This window comes from Bacillus sp. MHSD_36 (genome assembly GCF_030757775.1).
Classification (GTDB): domain Bacteria; phylum Bacillota; class Bacilli; order Bacillales; family Bacillaceae_G; genus Bacillus_A.
On the sequence record NZ_JAVBIS010000001.1, the window covers coordinates 767,453 to 786,068 of the forward strand.

18 protein-coding genes are annotated in these 18,616 nt (G+C 34.4%); 15 read left to right on the top strand and 3 right to left on the bottom strand.

From position 1 onward, the window contains the following. The first annotated feature begins 52 nt into the window (after positions 1 to 52). From Q9B79_RS03965 to Q9B79_RS04005, 9 genes are all read left to right on the top strand, one after another. Positions 53 to 436, top strand: coding sequence for a VOC family protein (locus tag Q9B79_RS03965; protein WP_306182703.1), 384 nt, complete (start codon positions 53 to 55; stop codon positions 434 to 436). A 14-nt stretch (positions 437 to 450) separates the two neighbouring features. Further along, positions 451 to 993: a GNAT family N-acetyltransferase gene (locus Q9B79_RS03970; RefSeq protein ID WP_306182704.1), complete on the top strand. Its 543-nt coding sequence runs from the start codon at positions 451 to 453 to the stop codon at positions 991 to 993. Then, on the top strand, positions 993 to 1,574 hold the full coding sequence (locus tag Q9B79_RS03975; protein WP_306182705.1) for a kinase: 582 nt from the start codon (positions 993 to 995) through the stop codon (positions 1,572 to 1,574). The genes Q9B79_RS03970 and Q9B79_RS03975 overlap by 1 nt, the downstream gene beginning before the upstream one ends. 23 nt (positions 1,575 to 1,597) lie before the next feature. After that, a complete protein-coding gene (locus tag Q9B79_RS03980; protein WP_306182706.1) occupies positions 1,598 to 2,176 on the top strand; it encodes an HAD-IA family hydrolase in 579 nt (192 codons plus the stop codon). Between the two features lie 155 nt (positions 2,177 to 2,331). Then, the gene (locus Q9B79_RS03985; protein WP_306182707.1) at positions 2,332 to 3,066 is read left to right on the top strand and encodes a LytR/AlgR family response regulator transcription factor; all 735 of its coding nucleotides are present in this window, start codon (positions 2,332 to 2,334) and stop codon (positions 3,064 to 3,066) included. Further along, entirely contained in the window at positions 3,066 to 4,382 is a 1,317-nt protein-coding gene (locus tag Q9B79_RS03990; protein WP_306182708.1) for a GHKL domain-containing protein, read from the top strand. Before Q9B79_RS03985 ends, Q9B79_RS03990 begins: the two co-directional genes overlap by 1 nt. Before the next feature lie 89 nt (positions 4,383 to 4,471). Continuing rightward, positions 4,472 to 5,155: a YhfC family glutamic-type intramembrane protease gene (locus Q9B79_RS03995; protein ID WP_306182709.1), complete on the top strand. Its 684-nt coding sequence runs from the start codon at positions 4,472 to 4,474 to the stop codon at positions 5,153 to 5,155. Continuing rightward, positions 5,152 to 5,538, top strand: coding sequence for a DUF3887 domain-containing protein (locus Q9B79_RS04000; protein WP_306182710.1), 387 nt, complete (start codon positions 5,152 to 5,154; stop codon positions 5,536 to 5,538). The genes Q9B79_RS03995 and Q9B79_RS04000 overlap by 4 nt, the downstream gene beginning before the upstream one ends. A gap of 108 nt (positions 5,539 to 5,646) precedes the next feature. Continuing rightward, the gene (locus Q9B79_RS04005; RefSeq protein WP_306182711.1) at positions 5,647 to 5,958 is read left to right on the top strand and encodes a hypothetical protein; all 312 of its coding nucleotides are present in this window, start codon (positions 5,647 to 5,649) and stop codon (positions 5,956 to 5,958) included. Between the two features lie 40 nt (positions 5,959 to 5,998). On the opposite strand, the gene Q9B79_RS04010 is transcribed toward Q9B79_RS04005, so the two are convergent. Next, positions 5,999 to 6,214, bottom strand: a complete 216-nt coding sequence (locus Q9B79_RS04010; RefSeq protein WP_306182712.1) for a helix-turn-helix domain-containing protein — start codon at positions 6,212 to 6,214, stop codon at positions 5,999 to 6,001. Positions 6,215 to 6,224: 10 nt separating this feature from the next. Next, positions 6,225 to 6,707, bottom strand: a complete 483-nt coding sequence (locus Q9B79_RS04015) for a DUF2975 domain-containing protein (RefSeq protein ID WP_306182713.1) — start codon at positions 6,705 to 6,707, stop codon at positions 6,225 to 6,227. 298 nt (positions 6,708 to 7,005) lie between these two features. Between Q9B79_RS04015 and Q9B79_RS04020 the strand changes: the two genes are divergently transcribed. The 4 genes from Q9B79_RS04020 to Q9B79_RS04035 all read left to right on the top strand — a co-directional run bounded on the left by Q9B79_RS04020 (position 7,006) and on the right by Q9B79_RS04035 (position 14,333). Continuing rightward, positions 7,006 to 8,667 (top strand): alkaline phosphatase, encoded by a 1,662-nt coding sequence (locus tag Q9B79_RS04020; protein WP_306182714.1) that lies wholly within the window; start codon positions 7,006 to 7,008, stop codon positions 8,665 to 8,667. Positions 8,668 to 8,924: 257 nt separating this feature from the next. Then, the gene (locus Q9B79_RS04025) at positions 8,925 to 11,303 is read left to right on the top strand and encodes an immune inhibitor A domain-containing protein (RefSeq protein WP_306182715.1); all 2,379 of its coding nucleotides are present in this window, start codon (positions 8,925 to 8,927) and stop codon (positions 11,301 to 11,303) included. Positions 11,304 to 11,680: 377 nt separating this feature from the next. After that, entirely contained in the window at positions 11,681 to 12,712 is a 1,032-nt protein-coding gene (gene desA / locus Q9B79_RS04030) for a Delta(5) desaturase DesA (RefSeq protein ID WP_306182716.1), read from the top strand. A gap of 433 nt (positions 12,713 to 13,145) precedes the next feature. Then, positions 13,146 to 14,333 (top strand): RtcB family protein, encoded by a 1,188-nt coding sequence (locus Q9B79_RS04035; RefSeq protein ID WP_306182717.1) that lies wholly within the window; start codon positions 13,146 to 13,148, stop codon positions 14,331 to 14,333. Positions 14,334 to 14,395: 62 nt separating this feature from the next. On the opposite strand, the gene Q9B79_RS04040 is transcribed toward Q9B79_RS04035, so the two are convergent. Further along, positions 14,396 to 15,820: an amino acid permease gene (locus tag Q9B79_RS04040; protein ID WP_306182718.1), complete on the bottom strand. Its 1,425-nt coding sequence runs from the start codon at positions 15,818 to 15,820 to the stop codon at positions 14,396 to 14,398. A 266-nt stretch (positions 15,821 to 16,086) separates the two neighbouring features. Between Q9B79_RS04040 and Q9B79_RS04045 the strand changes: the two genes are divergently transcribed. Beyond that, on the top strand, positions 16,087 to 16,836 hold the full coding sequence (locus Q9B79_RS04045; RefSeq protein WP_306182719.1) for an IclR family transcriptional regulator: 750 nt from the start codon (positions 16,087 to 16,089) through the stop codon (positions 16,834 to 16,836). A 75-nt stretch (positions 16,837 to 16,911) separates the two neighbouring features. Further along, entirely contained in the window at positions 16,912 to 18,552 is a 1,641-nt protein-coding gene (locus Q9B79_RS04050) for a M20/M25/M40 family metallo-hydrolase (protein ID WP_306182720.1), read from the top strand. Positions 18,553 to 18,616: the final 64 nt, after the last annotated feature.

An 18,616-nucleotide genomic window follows, 5' to 3' on the forward strand; every position in this document is an offset into this window, starting at 1 on the left:
TTTATAAGACATTTGTCGAAATTTTAGGGATGGATATAAAGGGGGAAGTAAAATGAATTTAAAAATGAAGTACATCATTTTATATGTAGAAAAGTTTGAGGAATGTTTAAAATTCTATAAAGATGTATTACAGTTACCGATAAAAGCAGAGCATGGTACATATATTGAATTTAATACGGGATCTACCATATTAGCGATGAATACGCGGCAAGACGTAAAAGAATTAACAGGATTACCACTTACAGAAGGCGAGTTACAATCTTCTCATTTTGAATTGGGATTCGTTGTTGAAAATGTACAAGAAACGATTGAGCAATTCAGAGAGCAAGGTATTAAGATTTTAGTTGAACCAATTGTGAAGCCGTGGGGACAAACAATTGCATACATTGCCGATCCGGATGGGAATTATATTGAAATTTGCAGTTCATTAGAATAGAAGGAGAAAAAGAGATGGGGTTTCCGAAACTAGAAACAGAACGTTTAAGATTAAGAGAACTTACACTGTTAGATGCAGAAACGATGTTCCGTTATCTTTCAAAAGAATCTGTAATACGTTATTTTGGAATGGATTCTTTCGAAAATATTGATCAAGCGAAAACAACGATTCAAACGTTTAAAAATCGTTATGAAGAGGGAAGTGTATTTCGCTGGGGAATAGAGAAAAAGGGGACGGGCCAATTAATCGGAACGTGCGGTTTTCATTTAATTAACCATCATCATAAGCGAGCTGAAATTGGTTATGAATTAGACGATACATATTGGGGACAAGGATACGCATCAGAAGCGTTACAGGCGATTTTAGCTTATGGGTTTGAAACGTTGCAACTTATAAGAATTGCTGCTGTCGTATATGTAGAAAATAAAGCTTCTCAAAAATTATTAAGTAAAGCAGGATTTCAAGAAGAAGGATTACTTCGAAAACATATGATTCAAAATGGAGTTGCGCATGATACGATTTTATATTCATTATTAAAAGAAGAGTGGAAGAAGTAATGAGTACAAACGAGCTTATAAATATAATGAAGAAGCATAAAGAAAATAGGTTCATTCTAGGTATTGATGGACTAAGTCGATCGGGTAAAACAACATTTGTAACAAACTTAAAAGAAAATATGAAACAAGAAAGTATTCCGTTTCATATTTTTCATATTGATGATCATATAGTGGAGCGTAATAAACGCTATGATACTGGCTATGAAGAATGGTATGAGTATTATTATTTGCAATGGGATATTGAATGGCTTCGGCAGAAGTTTTTTCGAAAGCTACAAAATGAAACAAAACTAAATTTACCGTTCTATAATGATGAGACAGACTCGTGTGAAATGAAAAAAGTACAGATCCCCATAGTAGGTGTAATAGTAATTGAAGGCGTTTTTCTACAGCGAAAAGAATGGAGAGATTTCTTTCATTATATGGTGTACTTGGATTGTCCAAGAGAGACAAGGTTTCTACGTGAGAGTAAGGAAACGCAGAAAAAACTTTCAAAGTTTGAGAATAGGTATTGGAAGGCAGAGGATTTTTACTTAGAAACGGAATTGCCGGAGGATAGGGCGGATTTAATCATCAAATGATTTGAAAATAGAAGGTGAATAGAATGAATATTTTATGGGATTTTGATGGTACGTTATTTGATACGTATTCAGTTTATACAAAGGTTCTTTCTCAAGTTTTAGGAGAAGAAATAAGTGAAGAAGAAATCTATACAAATTTAAAAGTTTCATTTTCTCACGCAATTGATTACTATAAAATATCTAAAAAACAATTAAGTGAAATTGATGTATTAGAGAGTCGAATTACTATAGAAGATATAAAACCATTTGAAAAGGTGGAAGAGGTTTTAAAGTTTGCCGATAAAAATGTAATTATGACTCATAAAGATAGAGCGGGTGTATTATCTATATTAAAGCATTATGGTTGGGACAAATACTTCGTAGACATGGTTACAATTGACGATGGCTTCCCCCGAAAACCGAATTCGTTAGCTTATGATCATCTGCATAAAAAGCATAATATTGATTTAGCTATTGGGGATAGAGAATTAGATTTATTACCTGCAAAAAAGTTAGGTATTTCAACATGCATGTTTCAAGGAAATTGTGATGTAGCAGATTATTCTTTAGCAAATTACTCGGAATTTTTTCAGGTAGTGAGTGATAAATTTATAAATAGTTAGAACAAAACCTCAGCTTTTTGCTTGAAAGTTGAGGTTTTTCTATGTTTTAGCAAAATATTTTTTAAGTATTGGGAAGGAGATCATTACAACAATTTGAATTATATAGTTATAGATAAATCTATAGATGAAAAGATTTTAATAAAGCGAGTGATCACATGAGTATTTTCATTTTAGAAGACGATGTCATACAAGCACAGCAAATGAAGCGGTTAGTTGAAGAGATTTGTGAGGAATATAGGTTGCCTTTTGATTTTATTGAGGTAACTAGTAAAAGTGAAAACATTATTACTAACATTCCTAAGGCGAAGTATGTCCCAATCTATTTTTTAGATATAGAGATTAAAAGGGAAGAACGAAAAGGTTTACAAGTGGCGCAAGAAATACGAAAGTATGATACGCAAGGAATTATTGTGTTTGTAACGACGCATTCTGAATTTGCACCTATTTCGTATCAATACATGGTAGCAGCTTTAACTTTCATTGATAAAGGGTTGCCATACGAGGAGAGATATAAAGTTTTTGAACAATGTTTACTTCAATATGAAGCAAGAAATAAGCATAGTATTCCGTCTGATGACTTTCTTGTTGAAAACAGTAATGCGACTGTACGGGTTCCTTTTCATGAAGTTGAATATGTTATGACCGATGAACCGCATCGGTTAGCATTAGTGACGTTAGATCGAATCGTTTATTTTTATGGAACTTTAAAGGAAATTGAAATAATAGATGAACGTTTATTTCGTTGTCATCAGTCATATATCGTGAATACGAAGCAAATGTCTTCTTACGATGCGAAGCAAAAAATGTTAATTTTAAAAAGCGGGAAACGTATTCCGGTATCAAGGCGTTTAGTGAGTAAAGTACGTAACATATTAAAGGGTGAGATGTAATGTATATTTATGATTTATTTGCAATACTGCTTACTAGTATGTGTCATACGTTTTTATACATACAATTAATCCGGTACAATAGATTGTCATATAAAATGTTAATAGCTTTAAGTGCGGTATTTATTATTTTACTTGCTATTGTCGTAACGGTAACGAGATATCCAGAGTTGAATAGTACGATTGTGTTATTTTTAATAAGTTTAGGATTAATGCAAAATGAATTGAAATTTAAGCATAATTTATATTTTGCACTGGTGAGTATGGTGATTATATCATTAGTGAAAATGTTGCTTCTCGATTTAGGAATGAAAATCTTTATGTTAATGCCATTCAATTTATATTTATGGACAGGTAGCATTATTCATCTTATCGTATCGACACTTACTTTTATCGGTATTCTATTAGCGCGTAAAAGAATTCAAAAAATTGCTCAATATATAGTAGGTAGTCCGTTATATTATATAACTTACATATTATTAATTGTCGGGTTTATTATTGAACTAATTTTAACTCAGCCGTCAACTGAGTTTTTAGCAAAAATAAATCAACAATACAGTGAAGTAAGTTATAATTCAGCGATTATTATTTTTTTATTATTACTAATCATTGTACTAATAAGCTCACATTTATCGAAAGAAAAGTTACGAGAAGAGCATGAAAAACGTTTAGATAAAGAGTTAGTAAATTATGTGGAGAAATTAGAGGATATGCATGATGAGCTTGCTAGTTTCCGTCATGATTATATGAATGTATTACTATCGTTAGAAGAGGGAATACGTACAAAAAATGTGAAAGAAATTGAGCAAGTGTACTACGATGTTATTGCTCCCACATTAAAAACAATAAATGATCATGAACTTGATATCGCAAAATTATCTCGCATACAAATTCCTGAAGTAAGAAGCGTATTAAGAGCGAAAGTTAGCACTGCCCAGCAGCAACAAATAAAAGTAATGCTTGATATACCAGAAAACATTGAAAGTGTTTCAATGACGATTATTTCATTTATTCGCATCATTTCAGTTTTAGTAGACAATGCAATTGAAGAAGCAGTACATAGTGAGGAAAAGATATTGCAAATTGCATTCTTTGAAATGGATTCACGACAATATTTTATCGTGCGTAATAGTTCAAAGAGTGAAGAGATTGATTTGCAAAAAATTTATGAGAAAAACCATTCAAGTAAAGAAGGGGCTAGAGGATATGGGCTATTCTCATTAAAACGTATCATGAATAAAACAAATAATGCGACGTTAGAAACAACTTATGTAAGTCCTTATTTCACACAAACATTTATATTAAAAGAGATGAAATGACCATCTATGATGAAAATGAAACCGAATAGGAAATAACTACATACTTTCTTCACTCGTTTTTATACACTTCAAGTAAGAGGTGAAGCGAGATGAATGGTCTTATTTTTACAACAATGATTAGCTTTGGTTTACCGCTTATTGCACTTTTATATGCTTTTTGGAAGAAACGCTATATTCCATATATGTTAGGTGTATTGGCTTTTGTTGTATCGCAAATATTGATTCGCATACCAATATTGAATTATTTAAATGGAACTAGCACAGATTTTCAAATGTTTTCTGTTATGCAGCCCATACTATTTGCAGTTTTGCTTAGTATATCAGCTGGAATTTTTGAAGAGATAGCTCGTTTTATCGCAATGCGTTATTTTATGAAGCAACGAGATTGGCAGTCTGGTTTTTTATTTGGAGCAGGGCATGGTGGTATTGAGGCAGTGTTGATAGTTGGTATCCCGGTAATATCCCTATTATTGTCACAAACAGTCATTCAGAATGGTGACAGTTACTATTTCGGTGGTATTGAGCGTGTTTTTGCGATGGTATTACATGTCGGGCTTTCCTTCATTGTACTGCAAGCTGTCGTCCAAAATAAATTTCGTTATGTTGTATATGCAATTCTCATCCATGGGGCTGCAAATGCATTAGCGGGCATTATATCACTTCATGTCCCAGGGAAAAGTGGGATCATTATGTCAGAAGTTTCAATAGCAATTTGTGCTTTACTCGTTTTTAGTTATAGTTTCATTTTAAAAAGAAAGGGTGTATTAAAATGAGAAGAATGTTACTTATTATGATAAGTGCTATCGCAGCATTCGTACTCGTAGCATGTACCGGTAATAAAGTAGATGAAAGTACGTCAAAAAATTATATTCCGAAGGCGGAAGAAATTGTATCATTATTAAATGAGGCAAAATATAAAGAAGTGCATGAAAAATTTGATAGTAAAATGAAAGCTGGGTTACCAGAAGAAAAAATGAAAGATCTTACACCTGTAATTGAGAAAGCTGGTACGTTCGAAAAAATTGAAAAACAATCGATTGAAGAAAAAGATGGTTTATATACGGTTATTCTTGTAGCGAAGTACAGTAAAGAACAACGTGCTTTTATCATTACTTATAATGACAAAGAAGAAATCGCAGGTTTATTTATTAAATAAAAAAGAGATACAGTGGAAGTTACCGCTGTATCTCTTTTTTTGTTTTAACTAAATTATGGTTATTTATGCTACTATGAACTTATAGCTGTATAGAAGGGGGAGGTTAGTATGAAAGCTGAAATAGTTCCTAAAAAGAAGTACAGTATAATAAGCTATATCTCTTTACTCATCGGCATTTTATGTTTTCTGTTCGTATTTATTACACCGACAAGGATAGCGAATGCAGGTAATATAGTGGGAGATTATGTTACAGTTGCCCTGACAGTTACAGGTATCATACTTTCTGTCATTACAATGGCGAAAAAAACAGAGAAGAAGGGGATTGCTATTCTTTCATTCATACTGTCCTTATCATTCTTTATATTTTGGATCATCGCGATTATTTTAGTTTTGACTGGTCGAGTTAGTTTTGCGCCATAATGCCGAATAAAAAGAGTCCTTCATACGAGAAGGACTCTTTTTATTCGGTATCTTCGGTTTGATATTCTAAAATATCCCCTGGTTGGCATTCTAATGCTTTACAAATAGCATTTAAAGTTGTAATTCTAATCGCTTTTGCTTTTCCATTTTTTAATATAGAAAGGTTAGCCATTGTAATTCCAACCTTCTCCGAAAGCTCTGTTACACTCATTTTTCTTTTCGCTAACATTACATCAATATTAATGATTATTGCCATGTTATTCACCTCAGACCGTTAAATCATTTTCTGATTTTATATCTATCGCATCTTTTAAAAGTCTTTGGAGAACGGCAGCAAAGACTGCGATCACCATTGAAGCAAAGATTAGGAGCATGCCTATTATAATAATACCTGGTGCATCATCTCTCTCTGCTACAAGATAGAAGAGTGGCATACCTAATACATACAATACACTAATTGTAACAGCACATTGTTTTATCTTTTTTAAAGCTCTAACAGATAATTTCGAGAAGGCGTTGCCCTTGTCAATATAGCTTACAAGTTTAAAGGCTTGATATAGAGCAAAATAAAAAGGTATCACCGTTGCATATAGATTGATTAAAATAAGATATTTTATAAATGCAATATTCGGGTACAATTCCGCCGCATAGTTCCCGATATTAGGAATTAAAAATATACACAAAGCAAGAACGGGAATACCGATAAGTATAATAACTGTTTTTAAAAAGAGTGTCGATCCTTGTTTCATATAAAGCACCTCATTTTTAAATTATCTTTTTAATTTAACACGAAATTTATCGTTTAACAATAAATTCTTATTTATTTTAATAGGATTTTTATTGAAAAATAAATTTTAGGGAAGAGAATGATAAGACGTTTTTATAAAATAGGTGTAGTCTCTAGTTATTTGAACATAAAAAGCTATGATATGTAGCGTTCGTTGCTTTACTAATAAAAGAAAGGGAAGGTAATGATTGTTAGCTTCATGAAAATTGGGGACTAATAAAACATATATAAATGAATGTAAAACATACGGAGGAACAACAATGTCGAATTTAGGTTTACTGATGAAGAAGTTAATGTTAATAGGAACAATCACACTAAGTATGTTATGTACTGAAAGCATGATGAATTATTATTCGGTGGAAGCGGAAGTGAAAAAAGTAGAACGGAAGCCGAAAAATGTAATCATAATGGTTATGGACGGAACGAGTTCTTCAGCAACTACATTAGCTCGCTTATATAAAGGGAAACCACTTGCATTAGATGAAATGGTAACAGGAGGAGTTCGTACATATTCAGCGGAATCAGCTATAACAGACTCAGCACCAGCAGCTACAGCTTTAGCGACGGGGAATAAATCGAATTCAGGATATGTAGGTATATTACCTTCTATTGTAAGTTCACCTGGCTTAAAACCAATAAAAGAAGTGGACAAGTTACGGCCAGTTGCCAATGTTTTAGAAGGTGCCAAGCGTACTGGTCTCGCTACTGGGATTGTTGCTACAGCTGAAATTCAGCATGCGACTCCTGCTGGATTCTCCGCTCATCATGTAAACCGTAAGCATTTTGACGTAATTGCAGAGCAACAAGTGTATCAAAATATAGATGTCGTATTAGGCGGGGGAAAAGCGGCACTGCTATCTATAAAAAGAAAAGATAGTGAAGATTTAGTAAAGGTGATTCAAGAGAAAGGATATGACTTTGTTGAAACAAAAGATGCATTATTGAACTCTAAATCTAAGAAAATTTGGGGCTCTTTTTCACATAATGCTCTTGCGTTTGATATGGATCGTGAAGCAACAAATCCAAAGCAACCAACACTTTCTCAAATGACGGAAAAAGCGATTCAAACGTTATCAAAAGATAAAGATGGCTTCTTTTTATTTGTGGAAGGAAGTAAGCCAGACTGGGCAGCGCATGTGAATGATCCAATTGGGATGATTAGCGATGTATTGGCATTTGATAACGCAGTTGCAGAAGCATTAAAATTTGCAAAAAAAGATGGTAATACGATGTTAATAGCCGTAGCTGACCATGGTAATAGCGGTATTTCTATCGGGAATAGGAATACGACAAAAGGTTATAATACTACGCCGGTCTCTGCATACATTGATCCATTAAAAAAAGCGAAAATGACGCTTGAAGGGGCTACAAATAAACTGAAATCTGATTTATCAAATGTAGAAGATGTAGCTAAATTATACGGGTTGGCCAATTTAACTTATGATGAAAAAGAAAGAGTAAAAGAAGCAAAAAAGAAATCAGATGTAGGTCCAATACTTACTACATTATTGGCTAACCGTGCGAACATAGGCTTTACAACAGGCGGTCATACAGGTGAGGATGTGTTTTTATATTCTTACGGTCCTAAAAAGCCATACGGTTTGATCCAAAACACGGACATTGCGAAGACGATGGCGAAAGCAATGGGCTTTAACTTAGAAGAAGTAACAAACAAATTATTCTTAGAGAGTGAATCAGCCTTTAAACGAAAAGGTGCAACAGTAATAATAGATAATACTGATGTAGCAAACGCGGTACTCATAGTAAAACGTAAGAATGTAACAGCTCAATTATTTGTTAACAAAAATATAATGCGTATTCAGAATAAAGATTATGAATTAGGAAGTGTTGTTGTAGAAAGCAACGGCAAGTTCTATGTACCAGAAGAAGCCGTACGTTTATTTATAAAGTACTCTCTTTAAAAAAACCAATTCCTTAGCTAGTTCTTAGGAATTGGCTTTTTTTGTGTAGATGAGATTCCTATTGGAGAAAAGAGGAAATAGAATCACAACTTTTAGAATAGTTTTCCTATAATTGTACCTATTTTATCTTTTTCAAACTCCAAAAAATATTTCTCAACATTTTAGTCTTTTAAAAAGATTGAATATTCGTATTATAACGAATATTATGTTGCTATCGGCAAAAAACGATAATTTGCAGACACTGGGGAGGAAATACATTGAAAAAGAAATTAAAGCCTTTAACGGTATTAACAACAGCGGCAGTGCTAAGTAGTACGTTTGCTTTTGGAAGTCATGCAGCGTATGCTGATACGCCACCATCTCTACCAATTGATGAGCATTTAATACCTGAGGAGCGTTTGGCAGAAGCGCTGAAACAACGGGGAGTAATTGATCAATCTGCATCACAAGCTGAAACATCAAAAGCTGTCGAAAAATATGTTGAGAAAAAGAAAGGGGAAAACCCTGGAAAAGAAATCTTGACAGGAGATAACCTTACGCAAGAAGCTTCAGATTTTATGAAAAAAGTAAAAGATGCAAAAATGAAGGAGAATGAACGGGCGCAGCAACCCGAAGTAGGACCAGTTGCTGGACAAGATGCAGGATTGAATGCTAGAAAATTAACTGGGAAAGTACCTACTACACCAGCGAAGCAAGCTGAGTATAATGGAGCTGTCCGAAAAGATAAAGTACTTGTTTTACTCGTAGAATTTAGCGATTTTAAGCATAATAATATTGATCAAGAGCCGGGTTACATGTATTCTAAGGACTTTAATCGTGAACATTATCAAAACATGTTATTTGGTGATGAGCCATTTACGTTATTTGATGGTTCGAAGATTAATACATTTAAACAGTATTATGAAGAACAATCTGGTGGAAGCTACACAGTTGATGGAACTGTGACAGAATGGCTTACTGTTCCAGGAAAAGCATCAGATTATGGTGCGGATGCGGGAACTGGTCATGATAATAAAGGTCCTTTAGGGCCACGTGATCTTGTAAAAGAAGCATTAAAAGCAGCGGTAGCAAAAGGTATTAATTTAGCAGATTATGACCAATTTGATCAGTACGATCAAGATGGTGATGGAAATAAAAATGAACCAGATGGAATTATTGACCACTTAATGGTAGTACATGCTGGCGTAGGGCAAGAAGCTGGCGGCGGTAAATTAAAAGATGATGCGATTTGGTCTCATCGTTCAAAACTAGGATCGAAGCCTTATGCGATTGATGGTACAAAATCTAATGTATCAAACTGGGGCGGAAAGATGGCTGCATATGATTATACAATCGAGCCTGAAGACGGAGCAGTTGGTGTGTTTGCGCATGAGTATGGTCATGATTTAGGTTTACCAGATGAATATGACACAAAGTACTCTGGACAAGGTGAACCTGTTGAATCATGGTCTATTATGAGCGGTGGTAGCTGGGCTGGAAAAATTGCAGGAACAGAGCCAACAAGTTTCTCACCACAAAATAAAGAATTTTTCCAAAAGAATATGCAGGGGAACTGGGCGAATATCGTTGAGGTAGATTATGATAAACTTCGCACGGGAATTGGTACTGCAACATATTTAGATCAAAGTGTTACAAAATCAAATCGACCAGGAATCATTCGTGTTAACTTACCAGACAAAGATATAAAAAATATCGAATCGGCATTTGGTAAGAAGTTTTATTACAGCACAAAAGGAAATGATATTCATACAACACTTGAGACACCAGTATTTGACTTAACGAATGCAAAAGACGCTAAGTTTGATTATAAGGCATTTTATGAACTAGAAGCGAAGTATGATTTCCTTGACGTAAATGCGATTACAGAAGATGGAACGAAGACGCGTATTGATCGAATGGGAGAAAAAGATGTAAAAGGCGGCGTAGATACAACGGATGGTAAGTGGGTTGATAAATCATACGATTTAAGTCAATTCAAAGGAAAGAAAGTAAAACTGCAATTTGAATATGTAACAGATATTGCAGTAGCTTATAAAGGATTTGCGTTAGATAATGCAGCATTAACTGTAGATGGAAAAGTTGTATTCGCTGATGATGCAGAAGGCCAGCCAGCAATGACGCTAAAAGGATTTACTGTGTCTAATGGATTTGAACAGAAAAAAAATAACTACTATATTGAGTGGAGAAATTACGCTGGATCTGACACTGCGTTACAACATGCACGTGGTCCAGTATTTAATACAGGAATGGTTGTATGGTATGCGGATCAAAGCTTTACAGATAACTGGGTAGGCGTTCATCCAGGCGAAGGATTCCTTGGTGTAGTAGATTCTCACCCAGAGGCAATAGTAGGAACATTAAACGGTCAACCAACTGTGAAGAGCAGTACGCGTTATCAAATTGCCGATGCGGCATTCTCGTTTGATCAAACGCCGGCATGGAGAGTAGATTCGCCAACCCGCGGTATCTTTGATTATAAAGGATTACCAGGCGTTGCAAAATTTGATGATTCTAAGCAATACATCAACAGCGTTATTCCAGATGCCGGACGTAAGTTGCCGAAACTTGGATTGAAGTTTGAAGTAGTAGGTCAAGCTGATGATAAGTCTGCAGGTGCAGTTTGGATTCATCGCTAAAATGAAATGAAGAAGAGCTGTCATACGTCGGTGAAACCGGACTTGTGGCAGCTCTTTTCTTCTTGTGAGAAAGAAATTGCTACAGAAATACAAATTGAAAAAGTATTTACCAATTAAAGGGATAAAAGATGTAAAAAAGTGAAAAAGTTCTCTGTTTATATATATATTTATTGGAAAAAATACAAGCTTCTTTCATAAATGAAATCCTCTATTTTCCCGATTATATAAGCTATTTTAGACGTAAGTAATTTGTAAGTAATGAGTAAGAAAAAAGAGATTTTTATAATATATAATATTTATTACATCTACTTTTAACACCTGATACTAATAGTATGCTATAATGTGAATTAGCAACAAAAAGGAAAGGAATTAGAACAATGACATTAGAAAATACTAAAAATTTAAAAAAACAAGTTGCTCCATATGAAAAATCAACGATTAAAAAAAGTGTGTGGCAACTTATTAACACAGTCGTGCCATTTATTATTTTATGGTACCTTGCTTATAAAAGTTTGTCTGTTTCTTATTTGTTAGCATTAGTTCCATCTCTGTTAGCTGCTGGTTTTATGACAAGAATTTTCATAATTTTTCATGATTGTACCCATTATTCATTCTTTAAAAGTCGACCTGCCAATAGAATAGTAGGGACATGTATGGGTGTGTTAACGTTATTCCCGTTTGATCAATGGGGGCATGAACATTCTATTCATCACGCTACAAGTGGTAATTTGGATAAGCGAGGTACAGGAGATATTTGGACGCTTACTGTGGATGAATATGTAGCTGCGCCATTTAGGCTTCGTTTAGCATATCGCTTATATCGCAATCCATTCGTTATGTTTGGATTAGGTCCGATTTATGTTTTCTTGCTTAAAAATAGATTTAACCGAAAAGGTGCTAGACAGAAAGAACGTATGAATACTTATTTGACGAATATTATAATTGTTGCTTTAGTCGCTATACTTTGCTGGGCAATTGGATGGCAATCGTTCCTGCTAGTACACGGTACGATATTCTTAATAGCAGGTTCAGTAGGGATTTGGCTGTTTTACGTACAGCACACATTCGAGGATTCTTACTTTGAAGAGGATAAAGATTGGGAATATGTGAAAGCAGCTGTAGAAGGAAGTTCATTTTATAAACTTCCAAAAATCTTGCAATTCCTAACTGGTAACATTGGATTCCATCATGTTCACCATTTAAGCCCAAGAGTACCTAACTATAAACTAGAAGAGGCGCACAATAATACGCTTCCGTTAAAAAATGTACCAACGATTACTCTTGCTACAAGCTTACGATCACTCCGTTTCCGTCTTTGGGATGAGAAAAGTAACAATTTTGTGAGCTTTAAAGAATTCAAAAAAATAATTAAAAACAATGTTTCTGTTCGGGTGAAATCGGAACTATAATTTCATCGGCTATAAAATTCCCCTTAATCATTATCGATGTAAGGGGAGTTTTTGTTTTAATAATATAAAAACAATATTGAGGAGGAGGAAAGCTCATGTATAGGTACAAATATAAAGAGACTATAATTATATTATGTAAATAAGATGGATCATCATAATTTTTTATCCCGCGTTAACGGACAGTAAAACTCCCACCTCAAAATTCAGTTGGAGCAAAGAAGTTAGGTGGGAGTCGGGCTGTCCGTAAACGTCCGATTGGTGAGGGCTGATAATCAGTGGGGGATGAATAAAACCCCCACTGATTAAAGTTTCACTTTATTATTGTGAAGTAGATCATACATATATAATGGAAAGCAGAAGGTGAATGAGAGTAATGATAAGAACAGAAACAACGCAATAAAATAATTCTTTCAAAAGAAAGGGGAAATGAAAGATGTTGAAATTACAAGGAAAATACAATGAAGCGAAAGTATTTACGAATAACGTTGATGAGACTGCGACAGGGCAGATTATTGATCTTTGTAATCAAGAATTCGTAAAGGATAGTCAAATTCGTATTATGCCAGATACACATGCAGGAGCAGGTTGTACGATTGGGACAACAATGACAATACAAGATAAAATTGTTCCTAATCTTGTAGGAGTAGATATTGGGTGTGGTATGGAAGTTGTTGTAATTGATAAGAAAAAAGAAGAAATTAATTTCGATTGCTTAGACGAAACAATTCGTAAATTCGTTCCAAGTGGTTTTCGTATACGAGATAAAGAACATCGATTCTCAAAAATGATTGATTTTGATGGTGTGAGAGCTCAATTTACATTACAACGCGCTCAAAAAAGTATTGGTACACTTGGGGGAGGAAATCATTTTGTCGAATTGAATGAGGACGATAAAGGTAATGTATATATTGTCATTCATAGTGGTTCGCGTAATTTAGGTAAGCAAATTGCAGAGTATTACCAAAACTTCGCATATGAACAACTCATTGATGTTACATCAATGAAAGATGAGATTATTAAGAGGTTAACTGAAGAGGGGCGAGCAAAAGAAATACAAGAAACTTTACGTAGAATTCAGAAGCCAAAGATTCGTAAAGAACTAGCTTATTTAGAAGGGCAAGGATTCAAGGATTATATGAATGACATGAATATTGCCCAAAAGTATGCGGCGTTAAATCGTAAAGCAATGATTGATGAAATTGTTACGAAAATGGACTGGAAAATTACGGATCAATTTACTACAATACATAACTATATTGACATGGAAAATATGATTTTACGAAAAGGTGCTATTTCAGCTCAGAAAGATGAACGAGTCATTATTCCAATTAACATGAGAGATGGTTCAATTATTGCATTGGGTAAAGGTAATCCAGATTGGAACTTTTCTGGTCCGCACGGGGCAGGACGTATTATGAGTCGTAAGAAGGCTAAAGAATCATTGACTCTAGAGGAATTTAAAAATACGATGACAGAGGTGTGGACTACATCAGTAGTAGAAAGCACAATTGATGAGGCGCCAATGGTTTACAAGCCAATAGATGAAATTATTGAAAATACGAAAGAAACAATAGATATGAAGCATATTATTAAGCCATTATATAATTTTAAAGCGAATTAGAATGATAAAAGACCGCACATGAAGTGAAAGCTATGCGCGGTCTTTTATATATAAGTATAGTATTACAAAGTCTCGCTAATTTTAGTTTCACTAGGAGCATTAGTAGAAATTCTTTTCTTAACTTTAAAGTGATAATACGTGTAACAAAAGATAATAAATGGCACAGTACAATAGATTCCAAGTCGTTGTTCAGGGATAAAGATGAGACTGATTAATATAATGCCATACAATCCAAAACCAAGAATTGGTACAAGTGGATAAAGTGGAGTTTTAAATTTTAAGTCTTCTAATCTTCCACCGTCTGCTAAATAATGTTTACGGAAAAAGAATTGAGAGACACAAATTGACATCCAAACAATGATTGTAATAACTCCAGAAATAGAAATTAACCATAAGTAAACTGTTTCAGCAGCTACAACGCTCGTCAAAAGAGAAAAAGCAGAAATAGCAATCGTCATAATTAAAGCGTTTAAAGGTATTCCGCGTGATGACAATTTCTTTAAAAAGGCTGGAGCCATTTCATTTTTTGATAATGACCAAAGCATGCGAGTTGCGGCGTACAGTCCAGAGTTTGCAACAGAAAGAACAGCAGTAAGGATAACAAAGTTCATAATATCCGCTGCATATGGAATACCGATATTATCAAATACAGCAACGAACGGGCTTTTTGTTAATCCTGCTTCTTCCCAAGGAATTAAAGCAACGAGAACAAAGATTGCTAAGACGAAGAAAAACATTGTGCGCCATATAATATTTCTAATAGAACGAGGTAAAGTTTTTGCTGGATTTTCACTTTCACCTGCTGCGATTCCGACAAGTTCTGTACCTTGGAAGGAATAATTGACTGTAACCATTGTTAATAGAATAGCTGCAAGTCCATTTGGGAATAAACCGCCATGATTTACGAAATTTGATAATAATGGGGCTGGTTCATCGCCTTTTAAATCAATAAAACCGAACATAGCGGCGCCGCCAAGGATAATAAAAGCGATAATGGCAGATACTTTTATACTTGAAAACCAAAATTCTGTTTCTGCATAACTACGAGCAGATAATGCGTTAATCGTGAAGATTGTAACGCCAAATATTAAACACCAAACCCACACAGGAATATCAGGAAACCAGCGCTGCATTGTAATGCCGGCAGTTGTAAATTCAAGGCCGGTCGTATTCGCCCAGCTTAACCAATACAACCATCCGATTGTAAAGCCAGTTGCAGGATTGATAAACTTAGTGGCATATTCCTGGAAAGAACCCGAAACAGGCATGGCTACAGCGAGTTCACCAAGACATAGCATAACGAAATACATTAATAATCCACCAGCCATAAAGGCAAGTACGGATCCACCAGGTCCAGCTTGACTTATAATAAAGCCAGATCCGTTAAATAACCCCGTTCCAATCACACCACCGAGTGCAATCATAAATAAGTGTCTACTTTTCATCGTACGTTTTAATTCATTATTTGTATTATTTACTTGCGCCATTGTTTTCCTCACTTTCGTAGTTGATAGAATAAAGTTTGATGTTTTTCCGTATTATGGAATGTATTCCGTGATGTGAAATCTTGTTATAATTTTCAGATAATTAAAAAGAAAAGTCAATATTTTTTTGTTTACGCTTTCAAATTATTGTTCACAGTATATTTTATTTTTAGAAAATTGAATAAACGGATTGATTTCATTTCGAATTTTTGTTAAATTGATAGGTAATTGAGCGTACTAACATATTACAAGTCAAGTAGAGGTGAGTTATGGTACAGTCCATTGATCGAGCAATAAGTATTATAAAGTTATTAAATTCTACTAATGAAAAAGAGTATTGGGCCATTTCTGATATAGCGGACAGAACACATCTCCCAGTTAGTACAGTACATAGACTACTTAACTCTCTAATCGAGCATGGGCTAGTTACGCAAATTTCAGAGACGAAACAGTACAAAATTGGACCAATGTGGATGGAAATAGGATTACGACAATTGGAGAAGGTAGACTACAGATCAGTCGCAAGAGAAGTAATGAAGCGATTGGCCTATGAAGTGGAAGAAAGTGTTTATTTGAACATTCCAAATGGAACACATTCTATTATTATTGAAAGAATTGATAGCCCTTTAAAAATTCGAGTTATTGATAACTTAGGGGAACAAATTCCACTTTCAATTGGTGCCGCAAATAAAACGATGCTTGCCAATATGAAACAGAATGAAATGGAATATATTGTTGAGCAGTTACTTTCTGCTTTACCAGAACAAAAGCACATTCTTTTAGAGCAAATAAAGGATATAAGAAATGAAGGATATGCTGTCAGTTATGGAGAAAAAACAGAAGGGACGGCTTCAGTCGCTGCACCGATTATTGGATTTAATCATAAAGTAGTAGGAGCATTAAGTGTTGGGTTAATTAGTCATCTCATTGATGAAGATCGACTATCTTTTCTTATTGGTAAGGTAAAACAAGCAGCTCATGAAATATCAATAAAAATCGGCAGTACATCAGAACTATAATTTTGATAACTGTCGTCATTTTTTATTCATATACTGGAATTCATTTTCATAATGCGGAAAAATAGGGGGATTTATATGTCAAAGTGGCAATCAAAAGAACAATTAATTCAATTATTAAGCAGTCTTGTTGAAATTCCTAGTATTACAGGTACAGAAGCTGAAGTAATATTGCCAGACTTTGTTGTGGAACAATTATCTGATTTACAGTACTTCAAAGACAACCCGCATCATTTGCAAAAAAATCCGACGGGGGACGGACGATATTTTGTTACAGCGCTCGTAAAGAAAAGCGATCGTACAAAAAATACCGTAATTTTAGTTAGTCACTTTGATGTTGTAGATGTACAAGATTACGGAGTATGGAAAGAGAATGCATTCAACCCTAAAAAGTTAACGTCTATGTTTTATTCTCATAAAGATGAACTACCAGACCATGTACGTGAAGATATAGAACAAGGAGATTGGCTATTTGGTAGAGGAACAATGGACATGAAATGCGGCCTCACGTTACAAATGGCAATGATTGAGGAGGCCTGTGAAGGAAGATTTGATGGAAATGTTCTTTTATTAGCCGTTCCAGATGAAGAGGTAAACTCGGTGGGGATGAGGGCTGCTGTTCCAAGATTACTAGAGTTAGCAAAAGAACACGATTTAAACTATAAAACAGTCCTAAATTCAGAGCCTATGTTTTCAAGGCATCCTGGTGACCAAAATAAGTATATTTACACTGGTTCTATTGGTAAAGTATTACCTGGTTTTCTTTGCTATGGTAAAGAAACACATGTAGGTGAACCTTTTGCAGGCTTAAATGGGAGTTATATGGCTTCATTAATAACAGCAGAATTAGAGTTGAATACAGACCTTTGTGATATTGTAGAAGGGGAAGCGAGTCCTCCGCCAACTAATTTACTTCAACGGGACTTAAAGGAGGATTATTCTGTTCAAATTCCGCATCGTGCCGTCACATTATTTAATTTGTTTTTATTAGAAAAATCAATGACAGATGTCGTTTCATTGTTACGTCAAAAGGTAACGAAAGTAGCAGAGAAAATAGAAGAGAAATATGAAAAGCAAGCATATCGTTTTTCTAAATATAATCCGTTTATACCGCCTAATATGAAAGTGAATGTATTAACGTACGAAGAGCTTATCGCTTATGCAATTGAACAACATGGGCAAGAGAAAATAAATGATATTCAATCTAGTATAATAAAAAATAGAGAAGAGAAAGATGATCGTGCGGTAACAATTGATTTAGTAGATAAACTAGCTATTTTATGTAAAGAAAAGGCGCCGATGATTGTACTTTTCTTTGCTCCACCATATTATCCAGCTGTAAGTTCACGCAACAATCCGTTAATTAAAGAAGTAGTTACAGAAATGGAAAAGTATGCACATTACAATCATAACATTACATTTGAAAACCAAAATTATTTTGGAGGAATTTCAGATTTGAGCTATGTGGGCTTACAGAATCCACTAGATTCAATGAGTTCACTTGTAGACAATATGCCATTATGGGATAAAGGTTACTCGATCCCGCTTCAGGAACTAGAAGAGTTTGACGTTCCAGTATTAAATATGGGGCCGGTAGGAAAAGATGCCCATCAATGGACAGAACGTCTAGATATAAATTACGCATTTGAAACGCTATTAGATATGTTGCCGAAATGCATTGAAAAATTATTAGTTTCTAATAAAATTACACAAGCGTAGTAGGGAATAAAGAAGAATTAAAACTAGAATTCCAAAAGAAGATATAAATAAAATTATCTCAGTA